The following is a 23,672-nucleotide window of genomic DNA, read 5'->3' on the forward strand; positions in this document are numbered from 1 at the left end:
ACCGGGCGAATGTGCCAGCGGCGGTGCCATCTCCATCTGGCACCCCCCCCCCCCCCCCCCCCCCCCCAGAGCCTCCCCGGCCAGCGCCGACTGAAGGCCCGGGCCCGGCGCTCACCGCGCATTCCATTCCGTCAGGCTGCGCCGCGCTGCAAGGCTTCGCAGACCGCGGTCGTCTCCCGTACGCCCAGCTCGACCGACCGGCCGCACTGCGCGATCCAGCCGGCCACCCCCTCCGGCGTACCGGAGACATAGCCCTCCAGGGCTCCCACGTAAGAGGCCCGCCCCTGCTCCGACCAGCCGACCTCGGCCGGGCAGATGGACTTGGGGTCCAGGCCGCCGCCCACCAGCACGATGCGTTCCGCGGCGCGCGCGACGAGCCCGTTGTGTGAGCCGAAGGGGCGCAGGGCCAGCAGTTCGCCGTGCACCACGGCCGCCACCACCAGCGCGGGCGCTTCGGTGCCGGCGAGCAGCAACCGAGCCAGGCCGTCCAGTCGACCAGCGACCTCGTCCGCATCCGGCGCCGGCAATTCGATGAGGGGTTCCGTCACACCCTCACCGGCCAGCCGCGGCCGGCCAACCCTGTCCGTCCCGCCCTCGTCTGCCCGCCCCGGCATCCCGTCACCGGCCGCCACCAGATGCAGCCGGGCCAGCACCCGCAGAGGCGACTGCCGCCAGACACTGAGCAGTTGCCCCGCCTCGGCCGTCAGACGCAGTGCGGCGCCGACCGCACGCGGCTCGCCCTCACCGCCGAAGTCGGTACGTCGCCGCACCTCCTCCAGCGACCAATCGGCGCCGGCGAGCGCCGCAGACGCGCGCGCCCCGCGGAGCGCGGCCTCCGAGGTGACCTCGTTGCTGCGGCGCCGCATGACGCGGTGGCCGTAGACCCGGTCCACGGCCTTGCGTACGGCATCGACTGCGTCAGGCACCCCAGGCAGGGCCACCAAAGCGGACAGCGGATCGGAGGTCGCACTACTCATGAGTAAGACACTACGCACATCACCGCCCCCGCCCCTCATTGGAGTGGTCTTCTTCACCAGGAGCAGCCATCAGCCCCACGCCCTCCCCTACGCTTTATGAACATGAAAATCGCGTTCGTAGGCAAGGGTGGCAGCGGCAAGACCACGCTGTCATCGCTCTTCATCCGTCATCTCGCCGCCAGCCGCGTTCCGGTCGTCGCCATCGACGCGGACATCAACCAACACCTAGGAGCCGCACTCGGGCTGGAAGACGGTGCGGACACCATCCCACCCGCTATGGGCGGCCAACTCCCGCTCATCAAGAACTACTTGCGCGGCACGAACCCGCGCATCGCCTCAGCCGAGACCATGATCAAGACCACCCCGCCCGGGACCGGGTCACGGCTGCTACGCATCGGCGACGGCAATCCCGTCTTCGCCACGTGCGCCCGTACGGTCCGCCTCGACGACGGCGAGGTCCAGCTCATGGCGACCGGTCCGTTCACCGAGTCGGACCTCGGCGTGGCCTGCTACCACTCCAAGGTCGGCGCCGTGGAGCTGTGCCTGAACCACCTGGTCGACGGCCGGGACGAATTCGTGGTGGTGGACATGACGGCCGGCAGCGACTCCTTCGCTTCGGGTATGTTCACCCGCTTCGACATGACGTTCCTGGTGGCGGAGCCGACCAGGAAGGGCACCGCGGTCTACCGGCAGTACAAGGAGTACGCGCGGGACTTCGGGGTTGCGTTGCGCGTGGTGGGCAACAAGGTGCAGGGCCCCGACGACCTCGACTTCCTCCGCGACGAGGTCGGCGACGACCTGCTCGTCACCGTGGGCCACTCCGAGTGGGTGCGGGCGATGGAGAAGGGCCGCCCGCCCCGGTTCGACGCGCTGGAAGGGACCAACCGGCAGGCGCTGCGCACCCTCCACGAGACCGCGGACGCCGCGTACGCCGCACGCGACTGGGAGCGCTACACCCGCCAGATGGTCCACTTCCACCTCAAGAACGCCGAGAGCTGGGGCAATGCACGTACCGGGGCGGATCTGGCCGCCCAGGTGGACCCGGCGTTCGTCCTGAGCGAGCAGCCCGTCGCTAGCCCGCAACCGGCCTGAGTCGCCCGATCAGTTCGCTGCCGAACGGCTGTCTCACGTCCCTGGGTGACTGTGCTGCGGCGCGCGGAGCGGCGCCTGCCCGCTCAGTGCCGAGCAGTACGCCCAAGGCGTGGGACGCCCGGGTGTCCGGACGAGTGCCCTGCTCCTCCGCGGGCGCGGCGCCGGGCGTCCGCCCGCTGGGGGCCTTGCCCACGGCTGGCGCAGCAGGGGTCGCGAGGTAGTTGGCCCAGCCGCCCTTGGGACGCTCACCAACGTCGAGCTTGCGCAGTTTGTCGAGCACCCGTGGGTCCTGGGCGTCCATCCAGTCGGCCAGTTGCTTGAACGACACGCAGCGCACGTCGGGGCGCGGGCATACCTGCTTGATGGTCTCCTCGACGGCGCGCATGTACGTTCCGCCGTTCCACGACTCGAAGTGGTTGCCGATCAGCAACGGCGCCCGGTTGCCGCGGTAGGCGCGGTTGAACGCCGCGAGCAACCCATCGCGCATCTGGTTGCCCCACGCGGCGTGTTTGGCGCGGTCCCCGCGCGTGGTCCCGGACTGGTTGACGAGGAAGTTGTAGTCCATCGACAACGTTTCGAAGGCCCGTCCCGGCATCGGGACCTGCTGGAGCGGGAAGTCCCAGATGCCGCCCCGCTTGGCGGGCCAGACCTGCCGGCCCCCGGACGCACTGGCGTCGTAGCGGAAGCCCATGGAACGCGCGGCGGGTATCAGGTTGCGCTGGCCTTCGAGGCACGGCGCCCGGCCGCCGACCAGCTCGGCGCTGTAGTCGAACGGCAGCGGCTGCGCGTCGCGCAGCCCGGTGTTGGTCTTCCAGTTCTTGACGAACGATTCGGCCTGTCGGATCTCACTCCGCCACTCCTCGACCGACCAGGTGCCGACGCCGCGGTCGGGCCCGCAGAAGTGGCCGTTGAAGTGGGTGCCTATCTCGTTGCCGTCCCGCCAGGCGCCGGCGAGCTGTTCGGCGGTGTCACGGATGCCCTTGACGTCGTTGAACCCGATGTCCGACGCACCGGGAGCGTGCTGCGGCGGGTGGTACAGGTCCTTCTTGGCGCCGGGGAGCATGTACACCCCGCTGAGGAAGTACGTCATCGTCGCGTCGTACTTCTCCCCCACCTTGCGGAACCGGGAGAAGAGCCGTTGTCCGTCCTCTCCGGCGCCGTCCCACGAGAAGACGACGAACTGCGGTGGACGCTGTCCCGGCCGCAACGGCTGGGGGTTCGGCTGCCGGGGTTGGACTCCGGTGTACGCGGTCGAACCGTCGCCTATCAGGCGAAACGGCTTGGCGGCCTTCGGCGCCGGGGCCTTCTCCTCGCTGTCCGCGCCCGAACCGTCCGAGCCGCCGGAACAGCCGGCTATGCCGACGAGTATGGCCGTCAGCGCTAGCCCTGCCGTGGCCTTCCGTGCCGCTGCCATGTTCCACCTCGTTCCCGACCGCGAGCGCCCGCCGAGAAGCGGACAAATTTCCCACAAGTCAGTAAATAGGTAAGAAATGACACGCCTTTCTAAACCGGCGCTCACTCGATAGGTGGAATGACTGGCGCCACCGACCAGAACCCCTTCCGGTGGCCTTTACCTAGCATTACGATTCGTTTACCGATGCTTGAGAGTGACGACCCGAGTACGCATCGTCATCACTCCCGGCGGGCTCGCCCCTTCACAGCACCACGCCTTGGCCGAGCCCTCGCGTCGCTGCCGGTCTCTCACCCATGGCCCGGCGCACAAGCATCGACTCGGCCTCGCCACGTCCACAGCCCCTTCGGTGGCCTCGGCCCGGACCGCCCATCACCCGTGCGCTGCTCCCGTGAACGCCCAGCAGCCCACCTCGGTAGACCGCGTCCCACCACCACGGCCTCGTTCAGAATCCGCGCGACCCCGGAGGAGACGGGAATGTTGCCACCCTGGAGTCACTTCGACCGCACCACCGCACGCCGCGACCTGTCCGCCTCCGTCGTCATCTTCCTCATCGCCATCCCCCTCTCGCTCGGACTCGCCCTCGCCACCGGAGCCCCACCACAAGCCGGCCTGATCGCGGCCGTGGTCGGCGGCATCCTGGCCGGACTGCTCGGTGGCGCACCGCTCCAGGTAAGCGGGGCGGCCACCGGACTGGTCGTGGTCACGGCCGACCTGGTCGGGCGGTACGGCTGGCCGGCCACGTGTGCAATCACCGTGCTCGCCGGCCTGGTCCAGATCGCGCTGGGAGCCCTGCGCGTCGCCCGCGCCGCGCTCGCGATCAGCCCGGCCATCGTGCACGGGATGCTGGCGGGGATCGGCATCGTCATCGCCATCGGCCAATTGCGTGTCCTCCTCGGCGAGCACCCGGACGGCTCAACCGTCGACAACCTCACCGCCCTGCCAGGTGAACTGCTCCACCCGCACGTGTCGGCGCTCGTGGTTGGCCTGGCCACCCTGGCCGTGCTCGTGGCATGGCCCAGGCTGCCGGGCCGGGCCGGGCAGCTCGTTCGGCTGGTGCCGGCACCGCTGGCCGCAGTGGTTGCGGGCACGGCCCTGAGCAGCATGCTGACCGTCCCCCGAGTGGACCTGCCCGCCCTCCGCCTCCACGGGCTCCCGCAGATGCCGGACGGGCCGGTGCTCGGGGTGGTCGCCGCCGTCCTCACGGTCACCCTGGTCGCCAGCATGGAGTCGCTGCTGTCCGCCGTGGCGATCGACCGCATGCAAGGCCCTGACCCCGGCGCCAGGGCCGCGCCCACCAGGCTGGACCGGGAGTTGTCCGGGCAGGGCGTGGCCAACGTGGCCTCCGGGCTCCTCGGCGGGCTACCGGTGGCGGGTGGGGCCATGCGCAGTTCGGCGAACGTGAAGGCCGGGGCGGCCAGCCGCTGGTCCACCGTGCTGCACGGCTGCTGGGTGCTGCTGTGTGCCGGGCTGTTGGCTGGGGCACTCGAATGGATTCCGGTGGCGGCCCTCGCCGCGCTGGTGATGATGGTCGGCGTGCGGATGGTGAGCTTCGCCCACATCAAGCACGTACGGCAGCACCGGGAGTTCCCGGTGTACGCGGTCACCGTGACGTCGGTCGTCTGCTGCGGCGTGCTGCCGGGAGTGGCGATCGGCGGAGTGGTCGCCATCGGCATCGCCTTCCGTCGGCTCACCCACATCCAGGTCACCACCGCCGGCGAGGCCGACTGCCTGCGGGTACGGGTGAATGGCCAGCTCACCTTCCTCGCCGTGCCCATGCTGAGCCGGACACTCGGTCAGCTCCCGCCCCAGCGCGGTGTCGTGGTCGAGCTGCACGGGTCGTTCATGGACCACGCCGCCTATGACGCGATCCAGTCCTGGGCCCGGAGGTACCGGGCAGCAGGCGGGTGGGTGCAACTGGGCGGGCGCGCCGGGCGGGCCCTCGTGGAGCCGGCTGGCGTACACGCCCACGCGCCGCCGTGCCGCCCTTGGACGCCTTGGCGCAACCACCACTGCACCCGCCCGGCGGCACAGCTACACAGAGGAGAGTCCGGCAGAGGGCAGCTCCTGGGTGGGCTCAGTGCCTTCCAGCGACACACGGCTCCACTGGTACGGGATGAGTTGGCGCGCCTGGCGAGCGAGGGGCAGCGGCCCGGCCAACTCTTTCTGACCTGCGCCGATTCACGGCTCGTCACCAGCATGATCACCTCAAGTGGCCCGGGTGACCTGTTCACGGTGCGCAATGTCGGCAACCTGGCGCCGCCGCCGCACGACGAAAGCGGCTGCGATTCGGTGGCCGCCGCGATCGAGTACGCGGTGGAGGTGCTCCAGGTGAGTTCGCTGACGGTGTGCGGCCACTCGGGGTGTGGTGCGATGCAGGCACTGCTCGCCTCTGGCGGTGCGCCGTCGGACAACACGCCCCTCTCCCGTTGGCTGCGCCACGGAGGGCCGAGCCTGGAGCGTCTACGTCGGTTCAAGGAGCAGTCCGACCGGCCGGCGGGCCCGGACCTTGAGGCCAGGCACCTGGGGCCTGGCCATGGAATCGGTGGCGAAGGCGTGGGGCTGAGTGGCCGTCAGGTGGCGGACGACACGGAGTTGCTGGCCCTGTTGAACGTACGGCAGCAGCTCGACCACCTGCTGGCACAACCCTGTGTGGCGCGCAGGGTTCGGGAGGGCGCCTTGGCGCTGCACGGGATGTACTTCCATGTGGCGGAGGCCCAGGCCTATGTGATGGATCCGGCGTCCGGGGTGTTCTCCGCCATCCCGGCCGAGAGCACACCGCTGGTCGAGTATCAGGACGGCGGCCACCACCGGGCGCCGGCGCCGCCGGCAGGCGCGGCGCTGGCCGCGGAACACCCCGGGCACGACTGCCTCGGACCCGAGGGGCCGGGCCACGGTGACCGGCGGGCGCCCGCTCGGACTCCAGAGCTGGCGCGAGCGGGGACCGTCGTCCCGCGGCCCGAAGCTCGGCATCTGGGTGAGGACCGTCTCGGCCGTCGCGGGGACCGGCTCACGGATGTCGACGCCCCCGGAGCCACGCGGGTCACCCGCTCCGAGACCGCAGCGGGCGCCGCACCGAGGGCTCTGGACCCGAAGCGCCCGATGCCGAGGGAGGAGTGCCCTTAGTCACCTAGTCACCGGGTACTTGTCTGGGCCACGGGCTTCCCCAGGTCGCGGGCGCACCCGGACCACGGGCTCGCTCGGCCGCCTGGGCCACCCGAGCCACCCGATCGTCCGCCGGACCGATGTCGGTGGGCCGGTGTCGCAGGGCCGGTGTCGCAGGGCCGGTGTCGCAGGGCCGGTAGTCACCCGAATCACTGAAAAAGCGACTTCCGCTCGAAGCCGCTGGGCGTCAGACTCCACCCTGCCGCCCCGCCGCGGGAGCGGTGAGACGAGATATGGAGGAGCGCACCTGGGACCGGCGTACCGACATTCGTGCTGATCAGGACCTGCCGTGGAAAGACAGGGAGGGTCACGCATACAGCACGAGGAACGTCACCCAGTAGAGGTCTACACCAATTTTTACCAACAACCCTTGTCAGAGCGTGCCGCCGGCTGATGAGCTATGACCTGGGACACAACGGGCACCCTGGGAATGGGAGAAGTCGTGAGCAACGAAAGCCTGGCCAACCTGCTTCGTGAGGAGCGGCGTTTTGCGCCACCCGCCGACCTGGCCGCGAACGCCAACGTCACTGCGGAGGCGTACGAGCAGGCGAAGGCTGATCGGCTGGGCTTCTGGGCCGAGCAGGCTCGTCGGCTGAGCTGGGACACCGAGCCGACCGAGACGCTGGACTGGTCGAACCCGCCCTTCGCGAAGTGGTTCGCCGACGGCAAGCTGAACGTCGCGTACAACTGCGTCGACCGGCACGTCGAGAACGGGCTCGGAGACCGCGTCGCCATCCACTTCGAGGGTGAGCCGGGCGACTCGCGTGCCATCACCTACGCCGAGTTGCAGCGTGAGGTGTCGCAGGCGGCCAACGCGCTGACCGAGTTGGGCGTGCAGGCCGGCGACCGGGTCGCGATCTACCTGCCGATGATCCCCGAGGCCGTGATCTCGATGCTGGCGTGTGCCCGCATCGGGGCGCCGCACTCGCTGGTCTTCGGCGGTTTCTCGGCCGACGCGCTGGCGACCCGGATCAAGGACGCCGACGCCCGCGTCGTGATCACCGCCGACGGCGGCTACCGGCGCGGCAAGCCGTCGGCGCTCAAGCCCGCCGTCGATGAGGCGCTGACCCGCCCGGGCACCGAGGACGTCCGCAGCGTGCTCGTGGTGCGGCGCACCGGCGAGGACACGGCGTGGACCGAGGGCCGCGACGTGTGGTGGCACGACCTGGTCGGTCGCCAGTCCGACCAGCACACGCCGCAGGCGTTCGACGCCGAGCACCCGCTGTTCATCCTCTACACCTCCGGCACCACGGGTAAGCCCAAGGGCATCCTGCACACCACCGGTGGCTACCTGACGCAGATCTCGTACACGCACAACGCGGTGTTCGACCTGAAGCCGGAGTCGGACGTGTTCTGGTGCACGGCCGACGTCGGCTGGGTGACCGGCCACTCGTACATCGTCTACGGGCCGCTCTCCAACGGCGCCACGGAGGTGCTGTACGAGGGCACGCCGGACTCGCCGCACCAGGGGCGCTGGTGGGAGATCGTGCAGAAGTACGGGGTGACGATCCTGTACACCGCCCCCACCGCCATCCGGGCGTGCATGAAGTGGGGCGACGACATCCCGGCCAAGTTCGACCTGTCGTCGCTGCGGGTGCTGGGTTCGGTCGGCGAGCCGATCAACCCGGAGGCGTGGATGTGGTACCGGAAGCACATCGGTGCCGAGCGGACGCCGATCGTCGACACCTGGTGGCAGACCGAGACCGGCGGCATCATGATCAGCCCGCTGCCCGGCGTCACCGCGACCAAGCCGGGGTCGGCCCAGGTGCCGCTGCCCGGCATCGCGGCCACCGTGGTCGACGACGACGCCAACGAGGTGCCGAACGGGGCCGGCGGGTACCTGGTCCTCACCGAGCCGTGGCCGTCGATGCTGCGCACCATCTGGGGCGACGACCAGCGCTACCTGGACACGTACTGGTCCCGCTTCGAGAACCGGTACTTCGCCGGTGACGGTGCGAAGAAGGACGAGGACGGCGACATTTGGCTGCTGGGCCGAGTGGATGACGTCATGCTCGTGTCGGGCCACAACATCTCCACCACCGAGGTGGAGTCGGCGCTCGTCTCGCACCCGAAGGTCGCCGAGGCGGCCGTGGTCGGCGCGGCCGACCCGCAGACCACCCAGGCCATCTGTGCCTTCGTGATCCTGCGCGGTGGGGCGACGGAGGACGAGGGACTGGTGGACGAGTTGCGGGCGCACGTCGCCAAGGCGCTCGGCCCGATCGCCAAGCCGAAGCGCATCCTGCCGGTGGCGGAGCTGCCCAAGACCCGTTCCGGGAAGATCATGCGGCGGCTGCTGCGGGACGTCGCCGAGAACCGTGCGCTCGGCGACGTGACCACGCTGACCGACTCCTCGGTCATGGACCTCATCCAGACCCAGCTCCCGGGGGCGGCCAGCGACGACTGATCCGCGGCGGACGGACCGCCTCCCGAAGTGACGACGCGCCGGGCCCGCCCGGCCCGGCGCGTCGGCTGGCCCCCGGCTTCCCGGTGCCAGCCCCTCACCCGCACGCCGCACGCCCTGCCTTCGCCCTCAGGCCCGCAGCCCCACCACCGCACCCCGGCCCATCGGGCACCTGTTGAAAACCGCAGGTCAGAAGGTGCGCAGCGACCTGTTTGGCGAGTGTTGTCGGGAGGAAAGGGCGAGCCGGGGTGGGGCGGAGTTGGGCCGTTCCAGTTAAGCTAGGGGCCGTCGCGTAAATTTAGCGACAAAATCACAGGGCGCGCCGGGAAGTCTGGTCGGCATACACCACAGGTGTATCCACCGTCCGTCCCGCCCCCGGAGGTCAGCCCGTCGTGGCCGCACCCAGCAAGCGTACGTTCCTTGGAAGACTGTCCCTGCCGGAGCGCAACTACGTTGCGGAAGCGCTCCGTACGGAGACGGTCGGCGGGGTGTTGTTGCTCGTCGCGGCCATCTCGGCGCTGCTGCTCGTCAATACGCCGCTCGGCGACACCTACGACGACGTCAAGAACTTCTCCTTCGGCCCCGACTCGCTCCACCTGCACCTCAGTGTCGGTGCCTGGGCCCAGGACGGCTTGCTGACCATCTTCTTCTTCGTGGCCGGCATCGAGCTCAAGCGCGAGTTGGTCTCGGGTGAGTTGCGCGATCCGAAGGCCGCCGCGCTGCCGGTGATCGCGGCCGTGTGCGGCATGGCGGTGCCCGCCCTCGTCTACACCGCGATCTCGCTGAGCGGCGGTGGCAGCCTGGCCGGTTGGGCGGTGCCGACGGCGACCGACATCGCGTTCGCCCTCGCAGTGCTGGCCGTCATCGGTACCGCGCTGCCCGCCGCACTGCGCGCGTTCCTGCTGACGCTCGCCGTCGTCGACGACCTGTTCGCGATCCTGATCATCGCGATCTTCTTCACGACGGACATCAACGTCATGGCGCTGGTGCTGTCGTTCGTGGGGCTCGCGCTGTTCTGGGGGTTGCTGCGCCTGGGCGTGCGCGGCTGGTACGTGTACGTGCCACTGGCCGTGGTGATCTGGGCGTTGATGCACGCGAGCGGGGTGCACGCCACGGTCGCCGGGGTGGCCATGGGGCTGATGCTGCGGTGCACCGTACGGGAGGGTGAGGAGCACTCCCCCGCCGAGCACATCGAGCACCTGGTGCGCCCGCTGTCGGCGGGGCTCGCGGTGCCGCTGTTCGCGCTGTTCGCGGCCGGGGTGTCCATCTCCGGCGGGGCGGTCGCCGACGTGTTCACCAAGCCGGAGACGCTGGGCGTGGTGCTCGGCCTGGTGGTCGGCAAGACCATAGGGGTGTTCGGCGGCTCGTGGCTGGCCGCCAGGTTCACCAAGGCGGAGCTGAACGAGGAGCTGGCCTGGGCCGACGTACTCGCCGTGGCCTCGCTCGCGGGCATCGGCTTCACCGTCTCGCTGCTGATCGGCGAGCTGGCCTTCCCCGACGACCCGCTGCTGGCCGACGAGGTCAAGGCCGCCGTCCTGATCGGCTCGGTGCTGGCCGCGGTCTGCGCGAGTGTCCTGCTCAAGCTGCGTAACAACAAGTACAAGAAGTTGTACGACGCGGAGGAACTCGACGAGGACGAGGACGGCATCCCCGACGTCTACGAGCGGGACCAGCCCGAATACCACCTGCGGATGGCGGCGATCCACGAGAGGAAGGCCGCTGAGCACCGCAGACTGGCGGAAGCCGCCACTGCATCGCACAGCACCGACAGCGACGGTCCGGCATGATCTAAGTGGCTTCAGATCCGCGGCAGGCTGGTAGAAGCTCCGAAGCACGTCCGTATGCGGCCCCCGCGGGCCAGCACAGCAGAAGACACGAGGGAGACAGGCGATGAGCGCAGCCGACGAGGGCGGGAACCGTAGCCTCGGACAACTGGTGTCCACGGCCACCAGCGAGCTGTCCGCGTTGGTCCACGACGAGATCGCGCTGGCCAAGGCCGAGATCCGGCAGGACGTCAAGCGCGTCGTGATGGGCAGCACCGCGGGGATCGTGGCCGGTGTGCTGCTGCTCTTCTCGCTGCCGGTGCTGAGCTTCGCCCTCGCCTACGGGTTCCACGCCTGGACCGACCTCGGTCTGGCCTGGTGCTTCCTGATCGTCGGCGGCATCTACTGGCTGTTCGCGCTGACGCTCGGTCTGCTGGCGCTGGCCAAGTTCAAGAAGGTCAAGCCGCCGCAGAAGTCCATCGCGTCGGCGAAGGAGACGGCCGCCGTGCTGGGCAACGTCAAGCCTCACCCGCGCGCGCCGGGCGAGGCCGTCCCCGCCGGCGCCCACGTTGTGTCACGCTCGACTGCATGACGGCTCCCGAACCCCCTGCTCGGCTCGCGTCCGTCGTACGTCCCGACGGTCCCTGGACCCATCGGGACGTCGCAGCGAACGGCGCCAGGTTCCACATCGCCGAGATGGGCGAGGGGCCGCTGGTCCTGCTGTTGCACGGCTTTCCGCAGTTCTGGTGGGCGTGGCGGCACCAGTTGCCCCGGCTGGCGGAGGCCGGGTTCCGCGCGGTGGCGATGGACCTGCGGGGCGTCGGCGGCAGTGACCGCACGCCGCGCGGCTACGACCCGGCCAACCTCGCGCTCGACGTCACCGGCGTCATCCGCTCGCTCGGCGAACCGGACGCCGCCGTCGTCGGGCACGACCTCGGCGGCTACCTGGCGTGGACGGCCGCGGTGATGCGGCCGAAGCTGGTGCGCCGGCTGGTGGTGTGCTCCATGCCCCATCCGCGGCGCTGGCGCTCGGCCATGCTCGGGGACGTCAGACAGAGCCGGGCCAGCAGTCACGTGTGGAGCTTCCAGCGTCCCTGGCTGCCGGAGCGGCAACTGGTCGCCGGCGACGCGGAACTGGTCGGGCGGCTGATCAAGGACTGGTCGGGGCCGCGGCTGCCGGAGGTCGAGGACGTGGACGTCTACCGGCGGGCGATGAGCATCCCCTCGACGGCGCACTGTTCGATCGAGCCCTACCGATGGCTGGTGCGTTCGCTGGCCCGTCCCGACGGGGCGCAGTTCTACCGGCGGATGAAGCGCCCGATCCGGGTGCCGACCCTGCATCTGCACGGCTCGCTCGACCCGGTGGCCCGGGTGCGCAGCGCGGCGGGTTCGGGGGAGTACGTCGAGGCGCCGTACCGCTGGCGGCTCTTCGACGGGCTCGGCCACTTCCCGCCCGAGGAGGACCCGATGGCGTTCTCGGCCGAGCTGATCAACTGGTTGCAGGACCCCGAGCCCGACCGCTGACGCGGCCGATGCCTCGCTGCCCGGCCCGCGCGGGTGTGTGCGCGGGCGGGCCCGTACGGGGCGGCGCCGGGCGTGCGCCCCACCACGGGCGCGGGTTCGAGCGCCGGCCGGTGGGCGCGCCGCGGGCCTGACGGGTTTTCGGAAGGGCTGTCGAAGCGGAGATGCCCAAGAGGGGTACGCGGGGCGAGCGCACCGGGTAGCGTTTCCGTGCGCCGTTCGGGTTGCTGAAGCGCTGGTGTGCGCCGGCGCACCGTCCCTTCCCGGCACCGGGTCGGGCCTCGGGCCAGATACCGCGGCGGGGCTGTGGCCAGCGGCTTCCACTTGCCGCTCGCATAGGCCAATTGACGGACCCGCAGGTGATTACCGACCTTGGGCCAGGGGCAGAGTCCGGGGTATGGGCTGGACGCACGACTACCGTGACGCAGCGAACGACCGCGGCCCCGACGCCGCGCTGACCGTCTCCGAGCGAGGTGGCTCCGGACACGCACCGGGGCACGACCCTCATATCGGCATTCCCCGCATCATTCGACGCCGCGCCCGCTGGGTGTCGGCGCGATTGCGCCATCCACGTAGCCGCTAGCACCCTCCGGCACCCGGTCCACCCGCCCCGGCGCGCGGTGACCTCCGCTGCCCGCTCCCCCGCACCCCTTGCCGCCCGGCGCACGCCTCGCGGCGCTCATGCCGCAGGGGTTTGTGCTGCCTGCGGGGCCGGGCTGCGGGCGCACGCGAGCGTACGTCGGTGTGCATCTGCGGACATCTGCGTCCGCCCGTGCACGGCTGCGCGGCTGCGCGCGGCGCGGCGGGCTGACGGGGTGTACGGGACCGTACGGGGCGGGTTACGGCCGTGGCCCGCGCGTGCCGGGTCACGCGTGCTGAGCCTCGCGTGCTTGGCCTCGGCGCGCCGGGTCACGCCGTACTTGGCCTCGTGTTCCGGGCCTTGCGCGCCGGCGTACGGGGAGTTGCTCGGGCCGGGCCTTCGAGGGCGGTGGGGCCCGCGGAATCCCGTCGCCGTGCGCGCGGGGCGGGTGTCGTACGCCCCGGCTCCGGCGCACGGGCGTCTGGGCCAGGGCCGTACGCCCCAGCTCCGGGGCGACGTCTGGACCGGGACCGTACGCCCAGACTCCGGGACCGTACGCCCAGGCGGCACCGCGCGAGCGGGGCCGGGCGAGCCCCGTGCTCCGGAAAGGTCCGCGCCGCGCCCCGCCTCCGCTACATCGCGCAGCCCTGCGTGTCCGCCTGGGTGGTGGCCGTGCGGCCCTCCTTGATGTTCTGCTGCACCTCGCTCGCGGTCAGTGCGTAGCCGGTGTTCGCGTCGTCCAGGGAGCGGGCGAAGACGACGCCGTAGACGCGGCCCTCGGGGGTGAGCAGCGGGCCGCCGGAGTTGCCCTGGCGGACGGTGGTGTAGAGGGAGTAGACGTCGCGGCGGACGGTGCCGCGGTGGTAGATGTCCGGGCCGTTGGCCTCGATACGGCCGCGTACGCGGGCGGCGCGCACGTCGAAGTCGCCGTTCTCCGGGAAGCCCGCCACGATCGCGCCGTCGCCGCTGCCCGCGTCGCCCTCGGCGAACCGGAGCGCGGGCGCGCGCAGGGCGGGGACGTCGAGCACGGCGATGTCGCGCTTCCAGTCGTAGAGGACGACCTCCGCGTCGTACAGCCGGCCCTCGCCGCCGATCTGCACCGTCGGCTCGTCGACGCCGCCGACGACGTGGGCGTTGGTCATCACGCGGTGCGGCGCGTAGACGAAGCCGGTGCCCTCAAGAACCTTGCCGCAGCCGGACGCGGTGCCCACCACCTTGACGATGCTGCGGCGCGCCTGGTCGACGACGGGGCTGTGCGCGAGCTTCGGGTCGGGGGCCGGTACGGAGGTGATCGGCTCCTCCGCGAACGGCGCGAAGACCTGCGGGAACCGGTTCTCCGCGAGGACCGAGCTGAAGTCGGCGAACCAGGTGTTGGCCTCCTCGGGAACCACCCGGGCCACCCCGAGCAGCACCTTGGAGTTGCGGACCTCCTTGCCCAGCGTGGGCAGCGAGGTGCCGGCGATGGCGGACCCGATCAGCCAGGCGACCAGCAGCATCGCCACCACGTTGACCAGCGCACCGCCGGTGGCGTCGATGGCGCGCGCGGGCTGCCAGGTGATGTGGCGGCGCAGCTTGTTGCCCAGGTGGGTGGTGCACGCCTGCCCCACGCTGGCGCACAGGATCACGATCACGACGGCCGAAAGCGCGCCGAAGGAGCCGGGCGCGGCGTTGTCGGTCGCCTGGTCCCAGATCACCGGCAGCAGGTAGACGGCGACCAGGCCGCCGCCGAGGAAACCGGTCACCGACAACACGCCGACGACGAAGCCCTGGCGGTAGCCCACTACGGCGAACCAGGCGGCGGCGACCAGCAGCAGGATGTCCAGCACGTTCACGAAGTCACCGTCTCACGCACGCCAGTCCAGCGGGACGTGGCGGTCCCGGTCCCACGGCCGTTCCCAGCCGGCGAAGTGCAGGATGCGATCGATCACTCCGGCGGTGAAACCCCAGACCAGGGCGCCGCCGACGAGGAAGGCGGGGCCGCGGTGGCCGCTCGGGTGGAGCGCCAGGGCCCGGTTGGCGGGGTCCGTCAACTCCGCCACCGGGACCGTGAACACCCGCGCCGTCTCGGCCGGGTCGACCGGCGCGACCGGGCTCGGGCGGCGCCACCAGCCGAGGACCGGCGTCACCACGAACTCGCTCACCGGGATGTACAGCCGGGGCAGCACGCCGAAGAGCTGCACGCCGGAGGGGTCGAGTCCGGTTTCCTCCTCCGCCTCGCGCAACGCGGCGCGCAGCGGGCCGTCGCCCGCCGGGTCGCCGTCCTCGGGGTCGAGCGCGCCGCCGGGGAAGGAGGGCTGCCCCGCGTGCGAGCGCAACGTGCCGGCGCGTTCCATGAGGAGCAGTTCGGGGCCGCCGGGGGCGTGGAGACCGCCGGGGGCATGGGGATTAGCGGGGCTGCCGGGGCGTACGGGGTCCGCTGCGCGTGCGCCGGTTCGCGCGGGCTCTCCGGTCTGCGCCGCCGCCGTCCCCTCGCCGAACAGGACCAGTACGGCCGACTGCCGGCCCGAGCCGTTCTTCGGCGGCAGGAAGCGGCTGAGTTGGTGCGGCTCTATGGTGCGGGCCGCTTCGGCGACCGGGCGCAGCCAGTCCGGCAGGCCCTGCTCGGTGACGTGGACCGCCGGCGCGCCGCCGGCGCCCTCGCCGCCAGCCGCACGCCCCGCGCCCGCGCCGTACGCCAGCCGGGCGCCGTCCGCGGCGGGCTGCGGTGGCGCGGGGCGGGCGGGGCCGTGCCCGGCGCCCGGCTGGTGCGCAGCGCCGTTCGGTGCGCGGTGGGACGCGCCGTTCACCACGCTGTCTTCCGCGCCGCTCGTGGCGCCGTTCCCCGCACCGTTCGCCACGCCGAATTCCGCACCGCTCACCGCGCCGCTCGCGGCGCCGGTTGCCGTACCACCGGCCGCACCGGTTGCGGCGCCACCAGCCGCTCCGTTCGCCCTGGCGGATACCGCACCGCTCGCCCCATCCGGGCCCGTGCCGCGGTCGGCCGCCGCGCCCGCGCCACCGCGCACGGGGGACGACGCCTGGGGCGAGGCTTGGGGCGCCGCCCGGGACGGCGTCTGGAACCCCGCTCGGGGCCTGTCAGCAGCAGCCGGACGGGGGGCGGCAGGGGCGTGCGGCGAGGGCGCGGGGAGCGCGCCGTACGGGGCGTCGTCGCCGGCCGGCCGGTCGCCCGTCGCCCCACCGCCGACGGCGCCGCCGGAGCCGGTCACGGCGTGCCCAGCGCCGGGGCGGCCTTGCCCGGGAAGTCGGGCGGGGGCTTCAGGCGCTGCCCCGGCTGGCCGCCCATCTCGTACTTGAGCAGCTTCTGCGCCTTCTCCGGGTCGGTCTCGCCCTCCCCGTACGACGGGCAGAGCGGGGCGATCGGGCAGGCGCCGCAGGCGGGCTTGCGGGCGTGGCAGATGCGGCGGCCGTGGAAGATGATGCGGTGCGAGAGCATCGTCCAGTCGCTCTTCGGGAAGAGCGCGCAGACCTCGGTCTCGACCTTCTCCGGGTCCTCCTGGGTGGTCCACTTCCAGCGCCGCACCAGCCGGCCGAAGTGGGTGTCGACAGTGACGCCAGGCACTCCGAACGCATTGCCCAAAACGACGTTGGCCGTCTTGCGGCCGACCCCGGGCAGCGTCACCAGGTCGTCGAGCCGGCCGGGCACCTCGCCGTCGAAACGGTCCCGCAGCGCGGCGGAGAGGCCGAGCAGGGAGCGCGCCTTGGCCCGGAAGAAGCCGGTCGGCCGGATGAGCTGTTCCAGCGCCTCCGGATCGGCGGCGGCCATCTCGTCGGGCGTCGGGTAGGCGCGGAAGAGGGCCGGCGTCGTCTGGTTCACCCGCAGGTCAGTGGTCTGCGCCGAGAGCACCGTGGCCACCAGGAGCTGGAACGGGTTCTCGAAGTCGAGCTCCGGGTGGGCGTACGGATAGACCTCGGCCAGCTCGCGGTTGATCCGCCGGGCGCGACGGACCAGGGCGAGGTGCGATTCGGGCTTGCCCGCTTTCACGGCTTTGGCGGCTTTCGCTACCGGGGTCGAGGACTGTTCGCTCACAGCAGAACCACCTGATGCGGACGGACTCCCCTACCTCCGACGGAGGGCCCGACGGACCCCTTGCCCTGTGCTCTCACCGGCGTATTGGACACTCGGCCAGCGTAAGGCCAGCCACCGACATCCGCCCCGAGCGCAGGAAAACCACTGCACGATCGGACCCCTGCCGTAGGGTCCTTGATGCCGGTGCGTCAAACTTGTGATTGATCGCACTGTTTTACCGTCCGGCATCATGGGGACGACGGTCCCCTGTGCATGTCGACAAGGAGAGATCTCGTGGACGACGTTCTGCGGCGCGCCCCGCTCTTCGCGGCGCTCGATGACGAGCAGGCCGCTGAGCTGCGCGCCTCCATGGGGGAGGTCACCCTCGCGCGGGGTGACGCGCTCTTCCACGAAGGAGACCCGGGCGACCGCCTGTACGTGGTCACGGACGGCAAGGTGAAGCTCCACCGCACCTCGCCCGACGGCCGCGAGAACATGCTGGCCGTGCTCGGCCCCGGCGAGTTGATCGGCGAGCTGTCGCTGTTCGACCCCGGCCCGCGCACCGCCACGGCGACCGCGCTCACCGAGGTGAAGCTGCTCGGCCTCGGCCACGGCGACCTCCAGCCCTGGCTCAACGCCAGGCCCGAGGTGGCCACGGCGCTGCTGCGTGCGGTGGCGCGCCGGCTGCGCAAGACCAATGACCAGATGTCCGACCTGGTCTTCTCCGACGTCCCCGGCCGCGTGGCCCGGGCCCTCCTGGACCTCTCGCGCCGCTTCGGCGTGCAGTCCGAAGAGGGCATCCACGTCGTCCACGACCTCACGCAGGAGGAGCTGGCCCAACTCGTCGGCGCCTCCCGGGAGACCGTCAACAAGGCCCTCGCCGACTTCGCCGGCCGCGGCTGGCTGCGGCTTGAGGCCCGTGCGGTGATCCTGCTCGACGTGGAGCGGCTGGCCAAGCGGAGCCGCTGAACGAGTTTCGCCACGGGCGGCCCGGCCGAGTACGGCTCCGGGCCGCCCGATGCGTTTGCGGTGCCGGGGCCGACTGATGCGTTGGCCGCACCGGGCCGCCTTACGCGTTCGCACACCGCGCCGGTCGAAACCTCCGCCCCGCCCGGCCGACGGTCACGGGTGGGGCATTGACGGGTGGGGCGTTGACGGGTGGTGGGGCGTTGACGCGCGGGACGTTCGGGCCGATCTCGTACGGGCCGGGCCCGTGCTGAACCCCTGCGCGCGCCGAGCCCGTACCAGCGTCGCTGGCGTCCCGCACGGCCGATCCCGTACGCGGCCGACCCAGCGCGCGCGGCGGGCCCGTACCGACCCGGCGCACGCGCGCGCCGCGCCCCGCAGACCACGCCCGCCACACCCGTCCCGGCGCCCCGGTCGCCGCAGCGGCCCGAGCCCGTCTACGCCGCTGCCAGGGCGACCGTCGGATGCAGGCGGGAGGCGCGGACCGCAGGGTAGAGACCGGCCAGTACGCCGATGACGAGGGTGGCCGCGATGCCCGCCGCGATGGACCACGGAGGGACCACCGCGGTCCAGCCCTGGGCGCGGGCGAAGGCGTGGGTGGCCGCGGTGCCGAGGGCGGCGCCGGTCGCCCCGCCCAGGGCGGAGAGCAGCAGCGATTCGGTGAGGAACTGGAGCCGGACGGCGCCCCTGGTGGCACCGATCGCCCGGCGCAGGCCGATCTCCTGACGGCGTTCGAGGACCGAGATGATCATGGTGTTGGCCACCCCGATGCCGCCCACCAGGAGCGCCACGGCGCCGAGCCCGAGCATCAGCGTGGTCAGGCTCTCGTCCGTCGCGGCCTTCGCGGCGAGCGCGTCCGACGGCCGGGAGACCTTGACGTGGCTCTCGGCGCCGGGACTGACCGTACGGGCCAGGACGGCGCGTACGTCCTCCACCGTCCCGTCCGGGGAACGCTCGAAGACCGTCGACGGGTGGCCGTCGGAGTGGAAGTACTTCTCGGCCGCGGGGAAGCCGACCATCGCCACCCGGTCCAGGTTCGGCACCAGTTCGATCGGCCGCAGGATGCCGATGACCACCACGTACTCGTCGTCCAGCATGATCTTCTCGCCCGGCTCGGTGATGCCGAGGCGCTCGGCGGCGACCGCGCCGAGGACCGTGACGGGCAGGTGCTCGCTGGCCGGGTTCAGCCAGGTCCCCTTGGCGACCTTGCCGCCGAGCGCACGGAGCAGGTCCGTACGGGCCGCCTGGGTGGTCACCCCGGCGGCTCGTTCCCTGGGCACCACGTCGCTGCGGCGGACCCGGGCGTCGACGTTCGCGGTGGCCGTGGCGTGCTGCACCGGGCCGATGCGCTCGACCATCGCCACCGCGGAGCGCGGCAGCCGCACCGCGTTGCCCTGCGCGTCCTTGCCCGCCTCCACGGTGAGCAAGTTGGTGCCGAGCCGGTCGAGCTGGGCCATCAGGTCCGACTTGCTGGACTGCGACAGGCCCACCACGGCCACCATCGTGGCGATCCCGATGGCGATGCCGAGCGCGGACAGGACGACCCGGGCCCGGCGGGCGCGCAGGCCCACCGCACCGAGCGCCAGCACGTCCCGCGGCGCGAGCCGGGCCGGACGCAACCTCGCGCGCCGGCTCGCGGCACCACCCGCCGCGCCCGCCCTGCGCCCGGCGCGACCAGCCCGCCCACTACGCCGCGCACGCCTCTCTGCACTGCGCCCCTCAGCCGTACGCTCCTCAGCCGTGCGCTCCCCGGCCGCGCGGGTCGCGCCGTCCGCAGGCCGGTCCGCGGAAACATCCGCGGAAACGCTCGCGGGGACGTCCATGGCCTGATCCGTACGGTACGGCGCGGGGCCGTCCGTGGCCTGAACCGTACGGAGCGGCACGGTCTCCTCCACGGTGGTGCGCCCGGCACCAGCAACGGACCGCGGGCCGCCGCGAGTGCCGGGCAACGCCTCCCCCGCCGCCCCACGCAGCGCCTCGCCCGGCACCTCGCCGGACGCCTCGCCCCCTGCCCCGCCTGGTGCCCCGCCAGGCGCCCCGCCCGAGGTCACGGGCGGCTCACCGACCGGGCCCGCGCCGCTCCCCGCGCCCGCTCCTCCCGCCTGCTCGGCCGGCCGCTCGACCGGCCGCCCCCTATCCCGGCCGTCAGCTCGCTTCACGGTGAGCCCACCTTCTGTGTGAGGGAGTCGGAGACGATCTGCGGACGGGAGTCGGAGACGATCGCGCCGTCTCGGAAGCGGACCTGGCGCGGCAGCGACGCCGCGATCTCGCCATCGTGGGTGATCACGCAGATCGTGGTGCCCGCCGCGTTCAACTCGTGCAGCAACTCCATGACGACCTGGCCCGACGCCGTGTCCAGGGCTCCGGTCGGCTCGTCGGCGAGCAGCAGATCGGGCTCGCCGACCAGCGCCCGCGCGATGGCCACCCGCTGTTTCTCGCCACCGGACAGCTCGGCTGGCCGGTGGTCGAGGCGGTGTCCGAGGCGTACCCGTTCCAGCGCGGCGCGGGCGCGGGCCCGCCGCGCCGTCCGGGGGACGCCCGCGTACAGCAGACCGTCCGCCACGTTGTCCACCGCGTCCCGGCCGGCCGCGAGGTGGAAGTGCTGGAACACGAAGCCGATGTGGCGCGCCCGGAGCGCGGACAGTTGCGCGTCCGAGAGCCGCCGCAGGTCATATCCGGCCACCCGCACCGTGCCCGACGTGGGCGCGTCCAACGTGCCGATGACGTTGAGCATCGTCGACTTGCCCGATCCGGACGGGCCGACGATGGCCACGAGTTCGCCGGCGCGCACGGTCAGGCTCACCCCGCGCAGGGCGTGCACCCCACCCGGGTACGCCTTGGTCACCTCCACCAACTCGACGACGGGTACGGCGCCCGCCGCCCCGTGCGCCGGGTCGCGCGCCGGCCCGTGGCCCAGGTCGGCGCCGCCTCGCCGACCCGGGTCCGCCGCCTCCGCCCGGCCCCCTGTACCAGGCGGAGGAGTCGTGGCGCCGCCTCCCGCTCCGTGCGTCATTCCGTCGCCACCCCGACCTTGAGCCCCGCCCTGACCTGCGGCCCCGACACCTCGATGCGGCCGTCGGCCGTCATCCCGGTCTCCACCCGCACCATGCGCGAGCCGGCGTCGTCGACGACCTGGAGCCCGTAACCGCCGTCCGTGCCGCGCAGCGCGACGACCGCCTCCACCGGAACGATGAGCACGCCCCTGCGGCTCTCGCTGACGAACCTCACGCTCGCCGTGGCCTTCGCGTCCTCGCCGGCTACCGCCGCCGCGCCGCCGTCCAGCGTGATCTCGACCGTGATGGTGTCCTGCGCAGCCGGCTGTCCGTCGTTCGGCTCCGCGGACGGCGCCGTGCCCGCGATCTTGCCGCTCTTGGTCGCCCCGCTGGGCAGCGTCACCTCGACCTTCGTGCCGCGCGCGGTCAACGACGCCTCGTTCTGGGCGAGGTCGGCGCGGACCACCGGCCGGGTGGCGGCCACGGTGAGTACGGGCGTGTCGGGGGCGACCTGGTCGGCGAGGGCCGCATCCGCGCGGACCACGGTCACCTCCTCCGGCTGGAAGACGACGTCGCCCTGGCCGACCCGGCCGGTCGGCGTGCGGTTCAGCGACTTCTGCCACTGCTTGACCGCGGCCTCGGTGTCCCGGTCGTACCGCGGATCGACGTACAGCCGCTGCCCGTAGCCGAGCGCGACCAGATTGCGTTCCAGTTGCAGGACGTCGCTGCCGCGCGCCCCGACCTTCATCTCCCGAAAGGCGGGCACCGGCCCGTACAGCAAGGTCACCGGCTTGTCGTCGCGCTCGTAGAGCGCCTGGCCGCGGGTGACGGTGGTGCCCTCCTTGGCCGCGACGGTCACGGTGCCGGCCACCGCCGCCTTGACGGCCCGGCGCTGGGCGAAGTCGATCTTCCCGTCGACCGTCGTCGACTTCACCAGGTCGCCCCGCGTGACCTCGACGGTCTCCGGCGTCCGCGCGCCGTCGCCGCCCTGCGCGTCGGCCCCGCCCCCGCCGAAGACCAGGGCGCCCGCCCCGACCGCGGCGGCGACCAGCACGGCGCCCCCGACGACGATTCCCGTACGACGTCCCATCTACTGCATCCCGTCCAGGCCCTCAAGCAGCTTGCCCTTGCACGCCTGCCGGGCCTGCTTGTACGCGGGCGACTCGGGATCGACCTCCGGGTTCGCCGGGTTGGGGTCGCCGCCGGGGATGACGTTGCCGCCGGACATGGTCGGGTTGGTGAACTTGGGGACGCCGTTCTCGCGCATGCACTTGGCGTGCGCGAGCATCGACTCGTAGTCCTGCTGCGGGTTGCGCTTGGGCGCCAACTCGTCGGCCTTGGCCATCTCGGGGAAGCAGACGGCGTTCCGGCCGCCCTTGTACCCCTCGCCGTTGCCCTTCCCCGCGACGACCTCGTCGATCTTCTCCCAGTCCAGGTGGCCGCTGAGCCGCGGATCGGGGAAGTCGGGGAACTCGCCCTTGGTGCGCATGCACCGGACGTACTTCATCTGCGCGTCGTAGAACGCACCGCGACCCTCGCCCGCGCTCGCCTTCCCCGCGTCCTTGCCGGGCCCCGCCGAGCCGTCCTTGCCGGGGGCGGCGTCCCGGCCCGCGGTGGGTTCGTCGGTGACGGTCGCGATCCCGTCGCTGGTACGGGCTCCGCCGTCACCGCTGCCGCAGGCCACGCACAGGGCGAGCAGCGGCGTGGCGACGACGGCGGCGATCCGGTGGTGGCCGGCGCCGCGCAGCACGTCCCGGTGCGGTGGGCGCGGGGTGCCGCGGGTGGACCCGTACGGGATGCTGCGGCGGGACTCCTGCGGGGCGTCGCGGGAGCCGCTTCGGAAGGCGTTGCGAAGGACGGAGTGGAAGCTCATGCGCCTCACCGTCCGTCCGGCACATGGTGGCCGGTCCATCGGCACATGATGAGCACGTAACAATGCGCGGGGCGCCGGCCAGAACCGTGATCGGCGGGCCTGAACAGGGCAAACCCTCCCGCATAATCGGCGCCATGGCCCACGTACTGCTGATCGAGGACGACGTGTCCGTGCGCGACGGCATGGAACTCGTGCTGCGCCGGCACGGCTACGAGGTCGCCACGGCCGCCACCGGCGAGGCCGCCCTCGCCCTGCTGGCCGGCCCGGAAGGCACCGGCGTCGAACTCGCCGTACTCGACCTCATGCTGCCCGGCATGGACGGCTTCGAGGTCTGCCGCCGGCTGCGGGCCAGCGGCGCGACCCTGCCGGTGATCATGCTGACCGCGCGCGGCGACGACGGCGACATCGTGCAGGGCCTGGAGGCCGGCGCCGACGACTACGTCGTCAAACCGGTGACAGCGCCGGTCCTCGAAGCGCGCATCCGGGCCGCGCTGCGGCGCGCCGAGCCGACCGCTGCGGCCCGCGGCGAACACCACGCCGACCTGGTCATCGACCGCGCCGGGCTCACCATCAGCAAGCGCGGCACGGCGATCGCCCTGCCCCCCACCGAGCTGCGCCTGCTGCTCGAACTCTCGGCCGCCCCGGCCCGCGTCTTCAGCCGCGAACAACTGCTGCAATCCGTCTGGGAACACGGCTTCCTCGGTGACTCGCGCCTGGTCGACGCGGCGGTCGGCCGGCTCCGCGCCAAGATCGAGGACGTGGCCGCGCGCCCCCGCTACATCCAGACGGTCCGCGGCTTCGGCTACCGCTTCGGCCCGGTATGACCGAGCACGCCGGGCGGGGTGCGCGCAACGGGGAGGCCGAGGAGGCCGGGCGCCCGGAGCGCGGGCCCGAGGCCACCGGTCCGCGCGCCGGCGGCCGGCG

18 protein-coding genes are annotated in these 23,672 nt (G+C 72.2%); 9 read left to right on the forward strand and 9 right to left on the reverse strand.

Translation table 11 applies throughout. The features are described 5' to 3' along the window. Positions 1 to 131 precede the first annotated feature (131 nt). Positions 132 to 977, reverse strand: a complete 846-nt coding sequence (locus ACMA1D_RS10015) for an oxidoreductase (RefSeq protein ID WP_414723518.1) — start codon at positions 975 to 977, stop codon at positions 132 to 134. A gap of 102 nt (positions 978 to 1,079) precedes the next feature. Between ACMA1D_RS10015 and ACMA1D_RS10020 the strand changes: the two genes are divergently transcribed. Beyond that, positions 1,080 to 2,069, forward strand: a complete 990-nt coding sequence (locus ACMA1D_RS10020) for an ATP-binding protein (protein WP_414723519.1) — start codon at positions 1,080 to 1,082, stop codon at positions 2,067 to 2,069. Here the strand turns inward: ACMA1D_RS10020 and ACMA1D_RS10025 are convergent. Further along, positions 2,050 to 3,483 (reverse strand): hypothetical protein, encoded by a 1,434-nt coding sequence (locus ACMA1D_RS10025; protein WP_414723520.1) that lies wholly within the window; start codon positions 3,481 to 3,483, stop codon positions 2,050 to 2,052. The genes ACMA1D_RS10020 and ACMA1D_RS10025 overlap by 20 nt on opposite strands. Before the next feature lie 474 nt (positions 3,484 to 3,957). Between ACMA1D_RS10025 and ACMA1D_RS10030 the strand changes: the two genes are divergently transcribed. The 6 genes from ACMA1D_RS10030 to ACMA1D_RS10055 all read left to right on the forward strand — a co-directional run bounded on the left by ACMA1D_RS10030 (position 3,958) and on the right by ACMA1D_RS10055 (position 12,913). Then, complete coding sequence (locus ACMA1D_RS10030; RefSeq protein WP_414723521.1) at positions 3,958 to 6,606, forward strand: bifunctional SulP family inorganic anion transporter/carbonic anhydrase; 2,649 nt, start codon at positions 3,958 to 3,960, stop codon at positions 6,604 to 6,606. A 481-nt stretch (positions 6,607 to 7,087) separates the two neighbouring features. After that, positions 7,088 to 9,049, forward strand: a complete 1,962-nt coding sequence (acs, locus tag ACMA1D_RS10035; RefSeq protein WP_414723522.1) for an acetate--CoA ligase — start codon at positions 7,088 to 7,090, stop codon at positions 9,047 to 9,049. A gap of 389 nt (positions 9,050 to 9,438) precedes the next feature. Continuing rightward, complete coding sequence (nhaA, locus tag ACMA1D_RS10040; RefSeq protein WP_414723523.1) at positions 9,439 to 10,833, forward strand: Na+/H+ antiporter NhaA; 1,395 nt, start codon at positions 9,439 to 9,441, stop codon at positions 10,831 to 10,833. Positions 10,834 to 10,936: 103 nt separating this feature from the next. After that, complete coding sequence (locus tag ACMA1D_RS10045) at positions 10,937 to 11,401, forward strand: phage holin family protein (RefSeq protein WP_414723524.1); 465 nt, start codon at positions 10,937 to 10,939, stop codon at positions 11,399 to 11,401. Beyond that, positions 11,398 to 12,333 (forward strand): alpha/beta fold hydrolase, encoded by a 936-nt coding sequence (locus ACMA1D_RS10050; protein ID WP_414723525.1) that lies wholly within the window; start codon positions 11,398 to 11,400, stop codon positions 12,331 to 12,333. The genes ACMA1D_RS10045 and ACMA1D_RS10050 overlap by 4 nt, the downstream gene beginning before the upstream one ends. Positions 12,334 to 12,727: 394 nt before the next feature. Then, a complete protein-coding gene (locus tag ACMA1D_RS10055) occupies positions 12,728 to 12,913 on the forward strand; it encodes a hypothetical protein (protein ID WP_349994400.1) in 186 nt (61 codons plus the stop codon). Between the two features lie 629 nt (positions 12,914 to 13,542). Here ACMA1D_RS10055 and ACMA1D_RS10060 read toward each other — a convergent pair. The 3 genes from ACMA1D_RS10060 to nth form a co-directional block, all read right to left on the reverse strand. After that, complete coding sequence (locus ACMA1D_RS10060) at positions 13,543 to 14,742, reverse strand: MarP family serine protease (protein ID WP_414723526.1); 1,200 nt, start codon at positions 14,740 to 14,742, stop codon at positions 13,543 to 13,545. Between the two features lie 12 nt (positions 14,743 to 14,754). Continuing rightward, positions 14,755 to 15,588: an NUDIX hydrolase gene (locus ACMA1D_RS10065; protein WP_414723566.1), complete on the reverse strand. Its 834-nt coding sequence runs from the start codon at positions 15,586 to 15,588 to the stop codon at positions 14,755 to 14,757. A 524-nt stretch (positions 15,589 to 16,112) separates the two neighbouring features. Next, positions 16,113 to 16,937: an endonuclease III gene (nth, locus tag ACMA1D_RS10070; RefSeq protein ID WP_414723527.1), complete on the reverse strand. Its 825-nt coding sequence runs from the start codon at positions 16,935 to 16,937 to the stop codon at positions 16,113 to 16,115. A 273-nt stretch (positions 16,938 to 17,210) separates the two neighbouring features. Between nth and ACMA1D_RS10075 the strand changes: the two genes are divergently transcribed. Next, on the forward strand, positions 17,211 to 17,885 hold the full coding sequence (locus tag ACMA1D_RS10075; RefSeq protein ID WP_030027155.1) for a Crp/Fnr family transcriptional regulator: 675 nt from the start codon (positions 17,211 to 17,213) through the stop codon (positions 17,883 to 17,885). A 434-nt stretch (positions 17,886 to 18,319) separates the two neighbouring features. Here ACMA1D_RS10075 and ACMA1D_RS10080 read toward each other — a convergent pair whose 3' ends face one another. From ACMA1D_RS10080 to ACMA1D_RS10095, 4 genes are all read right to left on the reverse strand, one after another. Continuing rightward, the gene (locus ACMA1D_RS10080; RefSeq protein ID WP_414723528.1) at positions 18,320 to 19,501 is read right to left on the reverse strand and encodes an ABC transporter permease; all 1,182 of its coding nucleotides are present in this window, start codon (positions 19,499 to 19,501) and stop codon (positions 18,320 to 18,322) included. 536 nt (positions 19,502 to 20,037) lie between these two features. Then, a complete protein-coding gene (locus ACMA1D_RS10085) occupies positions 20,038 to 20,895 on the reverse strand; it encodes an ABC transporter ATP-binding protein (RefSeq protein ID WP_414723529.1) in 858 nt (285 codons plus the stop codon). After that, on the reverse strand, positions 20,892 to 21,965 hold the full coding sequence (locus tag ACMA1D_RS10090; RefSeq protein WP_414723530.1) for an efflux RND transporter periplasmic adaptor subunit: 1,074 nt from the start codon (positions 21,963 to 21,965) through the stop codon (positions 20,892 to 20,894). The genes ACMA1D_RS10085 and ACMA1D_RS10090 overlap by 4 nt, the downstream gene beginning before the upstream one ends. Beyond that, entirely contained in the window at positions 21,966 to 22,748 is a 783-nt protein-coding gene (locus tag ACMA1D_RS10095; RefSeq protein ID WP_414723531.1) for a hypothetical protein, read from the reverse strand. Positions 22,749 to 22,882: 134 nt separating this feature from the next. Between ACMA1D_RS10095 and ACMA1D_RS10100 the strand changes: the two genes are divergently transcribed. Further along, the gene (locus ACMA1D_RS10100) at positions 22,883 to 23,572 is read left to right on the forward strand and encodes a response regulator transcription factor (protein ID WP_414723532.1); all 690 of its coding nucleotides are present in this window, start codon (positions 22,883 to 22,885) and stop codon (positions 23,570 to 23,572) included. Positions 23,573 to 23,672: the final 100 nt, after the last annotated feature.

The sequence above is a fragment of the Streptomyces sp. 796.1 genome, assembly GCF_047525675.1.
GTDB lineage: Bacteria > Actinomycetota > Actinomycetes > Streptomycetales > Streptomycetaceae > Streptomyces.

What these genes read in the sequence shown, in the direction of transcription:
- ACMA1D_RS10050 (WP_414723525.1), top strand. Translation starts at nt 11,398, where the DNA reads ATGACGGCTCCCGAACCCCCTGCTCGGCTCGCGTCCGTCGTACGTCCC.
- ACMA1D_RS10020 (WP_414723519.1), top strand. Translation starts at nt 1,080, where the DNA reads ATGAAAATCGCGTTCGTAGGCAAGGGTGGCAGCGGCAAGACCACGCTG.
- ACMA1D_RS10100 (WP_414723532.1), top strand. Translation starts at nt 22,883, where the DNA reads ATGGCCCACGTACTGCTGATCGAGGACGACGTGTCCGTGCGCGACGGC.
- ACMA1D_RS10085 (WP_414723529.1), bottom strand. Translation starts at nt 20,895, where the DNA reads ATGACGCACGGAGCGGGAGGCGGCGCCACGACTCCTCCGCCTGGTACA.
- ACMA1D_RS10015 (WP_414723518.1), bottom strand. Translation starts at nt 977, where the DNA reads ATGAGTAGTGCGACCTCCGATCCGCTGTCCGCTTTGGTGGCCCTGCCT.
- ACMA1D_RS10055 (WP_349994400.1), top strand. Translation starts at nt 12,728, where the DNA reads ATGGGCTGGACGCACGACTACCGTGACGCAGCGAACGACCGCGGCCCC.
- ACMA1D_RS10090 (WP_414723530.1), bottom strand. Translation starts at nt 21,965, where the DNA reads ATGGGACGTCGTACGGGAATCGTCGTCGGGGGCGCCGTGCTGGTCGCC.
- ACMA1D_RS10095 (WP_414723531.1), bottom strand. Translation starts at nt 22,748, where the DNA reads ATGAGCTTCCACTCCGTCCTTCGCAACGCCTTCCGAAGCGGCTCCCGC.
- ACMA1D_RS10025 (WP_414723520.1), bottom strand. Translation starts at nt 3,483, where the DNA reads ATGGCAGCGGCACGGAAGGCCACGGCAGGGCTAGCGCTGACGGCCATA.
- ACMA1D_RS10030 (WP_414723521.1), top strand. Translation starts at nt 3,958, where the DNA reads ATGTTGCCACCCTGGAGTCACTTCGACCGCACCACCGCACGCCGCGAC.
- ACMA1D_RS10045 (WP_414723524.1), top strand. Translation starts at nt 10,937, where the DNA reads ATGAGCGCAGCCGACGAGGGCGGGAACCGTAGCCTCGGACAACTGGTG.